General features: G+C 59.3%; 5 protein-coding genes. 1 reads left to right on the top strand and 4 read right to left on the bottom strand.

What is annotated here, in order from left to right; translation table 11 throughout:
• The 4 genes from V3W31_06425 to V3W31_06410 all read right to left on the bottom strand — a co-directional run.
• Nucleotides 1-897 (bottom strand): adenylosuccinate synthase (locus tag V3W31_06425; GenBank protein MEE9614575.1); only part of this gene is annotated, 897 nt, incomplete at its 3' end.
• Nucleotides 898-900: 3 nt separating this feature from the next.
• Nucleotides 901-1905 carry an ATP phosphoribosyltransferase regulatory subunit gene (gene hisZ / locus V3W31_06420; protein ID MEE9614574.1) on the bottom strand — a complete coding sequence of 335 codons (1005 nt, stop codon included), beginning with the start codon at nt 1903-1905 and terminating at the stop codon, nt 901-903.
• A gap of 91 nt (nt 1906-1996) precedes the next feature.
• A complete protein-coding gene (serA, locus tag V3W31_06415) occupies nt 1997-3580 on the bottom strand; it encodes a phosphoglycerate dehydrogenase (GenBank protein MEE9614573.1) in 1584 nt (527 codons plus the stop codon).
• A complete protein-coding gene (locus V3W31_06410) occupies nt 3581-4726 on the bottom strand; it encodes an alanine--glyoxylate aminotransferase family protein (GenBank protein ID MEE9614572.1) in 1146 nt (381 codons plus the stop codon).
• A 293-nt stretch (nt 4727-5019) separates the two neighbouring features.
• Between V3W31_06410 and V3W31_06405 the strand changes: the two genes are divergently transcribed.
• Nucleotides 5020-5415 (top strand): malate dehydrogenase (locus V3W31_06405; protein MEE9614571.1); only part of this gene is annotated, 396 nt, incomplete at its 3' end.

Raw genomic sequence — 5415 nt, 5'->3', positions numbered from 1 at the left:
CCCGTACTCCCCGCCCTTTTCCCTCAAGGCCCTGCCCTCTTCCTCTCCGAGTTCGGTTGGGAAGGGGCCCTCCCCCACCCGGGTGGTATATGCCTTCGTCACTCCGACGACCGCGTCTAACCGGGTGGGGCCCACGCCGCTGCCGGTGGCGGCCTGGCCGCTAACCGTGTTGCTGGACGTGACAAACGGGTAGGTGCCGTGGTCCACGTCCAGGAGCGTGCCCTGCGCCCCTTCGAAGAGTATCTTCTTCCTATCCTTCATGGCGTTCGTGAGGAAGAGCGAGGTATCGGTTATCATAGGCGCCATCTTCTCGGCGTACTCCATGTAGGCGTTATATATCTCGTGTACCTCGAAGCCTTCCTCGTGGAGGACGTTGCTCAGATAGTGGTTCTTCTCGGTGAGGTTTGCCTTGAGCTTGGCACGGAACTCCGCCTCGCTTAAGAGGTCGCCGCACTTTATGCCGCACCGGGAGACCTTGTCCTCGTAGGCCGGGCCTATGCCGCGACCCGTGGTGCCTATCTTACCCGCCCCCCGGAGCCTCTCCTTGGCGCTGTCGAGCTTCTTGTGGTAGGGCATTATGAGGTGCGCGTCCCTGCTTATGAGAAGGCACCCGGGTTTGAAGTAGCCCCTGGCGGTAAGGGCCTCTATCTCTTCGAGAAGCACCCCGGGGTCCACCACCACCCCGTTTCCTATAACGCAGGTCTTCTCCGGATGGAGTATGCCGGAGGGGATCAGGTGGAGGACGAACTTCTCCTTGTCGAGCATTATGGTATGGCCCGCGTTGTTGCCCCCCTGGAAGCGGACCACGACGTCGGCGTACTCGGAGAGGATGTCGACTATCTTCCCCTTGCCCTCGTCCCCCCACTGGGCGCCGACTATGACTACGTTCCTTGACATCGTTTAACCCCTTCTTCCGAGAGCCGAAACTATGTTCTCCACGTCGAGGGCAAAGCCCGTCGACGCGGCCCGAAAACCGTACTTCTCGATAAGCGTATCGTACCTGCCGCCGCCGAGCACCGGCTTTCCCACGCCCTTTGCAAAGCCCTCGAAGATTATGCCCGTGTAGTAGCCGAACCCGCGGACCTCGCCGAGGTCTATGGTCAAGTAGTCTTTGTATCCCCTTGAGGCGACTATGCCGAGCACGCTCTCGATATTGTCGAGCGCGGCCGCGGCAACGGGGTCTTTGGTGGAAAAAGTTTTAGCCTTCTCTATGACTTCTTCCTCTCCGTAGAAGGTCGTAAGGGCCAGCAAGAGGTTTTTATCTTCTTTGCCTACCTTTTTACCAAGACGGTCGAGCAGGGAGGCGAGCCCCTGGTTGTCCTTCCTCGCCACCGCCTCCTTTATCTCCCCTCTCTCCGGCCCGCTTACCTCGAGGCGGTCGAGCACCGCCTTTACGAAGCCCACGTCCCCGATATCGACCTTGAACTCCCTGAGCCCCGTCTCCTTAAGGGCCTCTATGGCCATGACGATCATCTCCGCGTCCGTCTCCGGGGAGGGTTCGGCCGAGACCCATTCGGTCCCCACCTGGAGTATTTCTCTGCTCTTCGTGCCGCCGGGGTCCTGGTAGCGTACGACATTTTCGGTGTAGAAGAGTTTCAGGGGCAGTTCCGAGTCCTTCATCTTGGTGGCCACCACGCGGGCTATCTGCGGGGTTATGTCGGGCCTTACGGCCATGACCCTGCCGGTGGAGGGCTCTATGAACTTTACCGCCCTGGTGGCGAGCTCCTCGTCCATGCCGCGCGAGAGGACGTCCACGTATTCGAGGAGCGGGGTTATGACGCGCTGGAAGCCGTACTTTCTGAAGACCTTGAGGGCCGCGGCCTCGACCGCACTTATCCTCTCGGCCTCATCGGGGAGGATGTCCGTCGCGCCCCGGGGGAGCGTTATGTCGGAAGGAATTTTCATGGGTTAAAAAGCCGTGATGCGTGTGCGTGATGCGTTATACGTATTTAAAGATTTTCCGCATCACGTATAACGCACACGTATAATGGCCTTATTACAACTGTACCATCCTGGTAGAGATGATGTTGGGTAGTTTCAGTAGTTTTTTCGTAAGCTCCGTCGAAAGCGGGGTGTCTATGTTCCAGACCGATACGGCCTCGCCGCCGACGGCCGCCCTGCCGAGGTGCAGCCTCGCTATGTTTACCTTGTTTTTGCCGAGCAGCGTCCCCACGTCCCCTATGACCCCCGGCTTGTCCGCGTTGTGGAGTATCAGGAGGCAGCCCTCGGGCACGGCGTCGAGGAGGAAGTGGTCTATCTTCACGATCCGCAGGTCGGACTTGCCGAATATCGCGCCCTCGACGACGCTCTCGCCGTCCTTTGTCTTTACCTTCACGGTCACCGAGCTTGCGAAGTCTATGGCCCTCGAGCTCTTCACCTCCACGACCTTTATGCCCCTCTCGCTTGCCACAAGCGGTGCGTTCACGAAGTTCACGTGCTGGTCGAGGAGTTGGTCGAGGAGCCCCTTTATGCAGGCTATCGTCACCGGCGCTATGTCGTAGCCGACCACGTCGCCGCTGTACTCGACGGCTATCTCCTCCACGGCACCCGTGAGGGTCTGGCCGTGGAAGCTCCCGAGCTTTTCGGCAAGGGTTATGTAGGGGCCGAGCGAGCCCAGAAGCTCGGCGGGCACCGAGGGGACGTTTATTGCGTTCATTATGGTCCCGTTTGTCAGGTAGTCGGCTATCTGCTCGGCTATGGCCACGGCCACTTTCTCCTGCGCCTCGCGGGTGGACGCGCCGAGGTGAGGGGAGAGTATCACCTCGTCGAGGGCCAGGAGCGGGTTATCCTTCGGGGGCGGCTCCTGGTCGAATACGTCGAGCGCCGCTCCTGCTACCCGTCCGGACTTTATCGCTTCAAAGAGGTCCGTTTCGTTCACTATCCCGCCGCGGGCGCAGTTTATGAGCTTTACGCCCTTCTTCATCTTCGAGAACGCGGCGGCGTCCACGAGGTTGGCCGTCTCCTTGGTGCGCGGCACGTGGATGGATATGAAGTCGCTCTTTTTATAGAGCTCGTCGAGGGTGACGAGCGTTATGCCTAGCTTGTCGGCGGCCTCTTCGGATATGTAGGGGTCGTAGGCCGCGACGTTCATTTTGAGCCCCTGCGCCCTTGCGGCGACGATGGAGCCTATGTTGCCGACCCCTACTATGCCGAGCGTCTTACCGGTGAGCTCAGTGCCCTGGAACTTTTTCTTCTCCCACTCGCCGCGTTTCATAGAGGCCGTGGCCTGCGGGATGTTCCTCGCCAGCGCCAGCATCATGGAGACCGCGTGCTCGGCCGTGGTAACCGTGTTGCCGCCGGGGGTGTTCATGACGACGACCCCGCGCCGGGTGGCCTCCCGGACGTCTATATTGTCCACCCCTATGCCGGCCCTGCCGACGACCTTTAAATTTCCGGCCTTCTCCAGCACCTCGGCCGTTACCTTCGTCCTGCTCCTTACGGCGAGCGCGTGGTAATCCCCTATCCTCTCCAGGAGTTCCTCGGGCGTAATCGTATTGTCCACCTCGCACTCTATGCCCGGGGCGGCGGCGAGTATTTCGGCCGCCCTCTTCGAGAGGTTATCGGTTACGAGTACCTTCATCTATTTAAAACCCCCTATAAGCACTTTTTCCGCCGCCGCCAGCCCTTTACCGAGAGAGACCTTGTGTCCGAACTTCTTTAGCCCCATTTCGACCGCGGATATACCTGTTATGACGTCGAAGGCGTCCACGTAGCCCATGTGAGAGAGCCGTATTATCTTGCCTTTCAAATGGTCCTGCCCCCCGGCGATGGTAACGCCCATCTCGTCCCGGAGGTACTTTACGAACTTCCCGCCGTCCATGCCGTCCGGCAGGTACGCGCCGGTTACGGCCGGGCTCGGGCTCTCGGGGGCGAGGAGTTTCAGCCCCAGCGCCTCCACGGCCTTGCGCGTGGCCTCGGCCAGGAGCTCGTGCCTCTTAAAGACGTTCTTTATCCCCTCGGCCTTCATGATGCCGAGCGACTCCCTGAGCCCGGCTACGAGCGAGACGGCCGGCGTATAGGCCGAGGTCTGCTTGGCGAGGTTTTCCCGCTCCTTCTTGAAGTCGAAGTAGAACCTCGGGCATTTTGATCTCTCCCGGAACTTCCACGCCTTTTTGCTCAAGGCGGCGAACGCCAGCCCCGGCGGGAGCATAAAGGCCTTTTGAGAGCCCGAGACCAGCACGTCTATACCCCACTTGTCCATCGGCAGGTCGAACACCCCGACCGCGGTTATGCCGTCGACCACCAGCAGGCAGTCCCGGTCCTTGGTAAGTACCGCAAGCTCCTTTATCGGGTGGGCCACGGTGGTGGAGGTCTCGCTCGCCTGGGTAAGGACCCCCCGTATTTCCGCGTTTTCCTTAAGGAGTTTCTCTATTATTCCCGGGTCCACGGCCTTTCCCCACTCGACGTTCACCCAGTGGACCTTGAGCCCGTGGCTCTCGGATATCTTGCCCCACCTCTCTCCGAACTTGCCTCCGTTTACGGCGATAACCTCATCACCGGGGGAGAAGAGGTTCGATATTGAGCCCTCCATGGCCCCGGTGCCCGAGGAGGCGAGAATGAGTACGTCTTCCCCGGTCTGGAAGACCTCTTTGAGCATCTCCGCGGTCTCGCCGAAGAGCGCTGAGAACTGCGGGGTCCTGTGGTGAATTATCGGCCGGGCCATGGCCCCGAGCGCTTCGGGGGGTACCTGGGTTGGTCCCGGCGTCAGAAGATGGTTCTTTTTCATGGTTTTGGGGGTCCTCCTTAGAGTGAACTTTCCAAACTATATCGCGGGGTTAGAGAAAACGGACCACTCACTAAGATTTAGCCCTGTAAACGTATCAGAGCAAACCGGGGTGTGTCAAGCAAATTCTGGCCCAAAAATTCTCTTGACAGAGGTAGGTTTTCTGTATACAGTATACAATAGATAAAGGGGCAATTTAAGGCGATTTAGACAGGATGAGCCGGGGCCGCAGGTACCCGGCAATTTAATTTTTTAAGTTCCCGAGCTACTTAAAGGAGGCGAGATTGGGCCGTAACCTGGGACGTAAAAAGATCACCGTTGTCGGTGCCGGACATGTGGGAGCGCATACCGCGCTCTGGCTTGCGATTAAGGAGATCGGGGACGTGGTGCTTCTGGACATTGTCGAGGGCGTGCCCCAGGGTAAATCGCTCGACCTTATGGAGGCCGCGCCCGTCGAGGGGTTCGACGTCCGTATAACCGGGACCAACGACTATAAGGACACCGACGGCTCGGACGTCGTCATCATCACCGCGGGGCTGCCGAGGAAGCCGGGCATGAGCCGGTCGGACCTTATAGAGACGAATACGAAAATCGTAAAAAGTGTCGTCGAAGGGATAGTAAAACACTCCCCGGACGCGCACCTCATAGTCGTTACCAACCCGCTGGACGTCATGGTCTACGCGGCCTGGAAG

This window comes from Thermodesulfobacteriota bacterium (assembly GCA_036482575.1).
GTDB lineage: Bacteria > Desulfobacterota > GWC2-55-46 > GWC2-55-46 > JAUVFY01 > JAZGJJ01.
This window is presented reverse-complemented; position numbering and strand designations above follow the sequence as displayed.

Coding starts and splice junctions, on each gene's coding strand:
- hisZ (MEE9614574.1), bottom strand. CDS start 1,905: ATGAAAATTCCTTCCGACATAACGCTCCCCCGGGGCGCGACGGACATC.
- serA (MEE9614573.1), bottom strand. CDS start 3,580: ATGAAGGTACTCGTAACCGATAACCTCTCGAAGAGGGCGGCCGAAATA.
- V3W31_06410 (MEE9614572.1), bottom strand. CDS start 4,726: ATGAAAAAGAACCATCTTCTGACGCCGGGACCAACCCAGGTACCCCCC.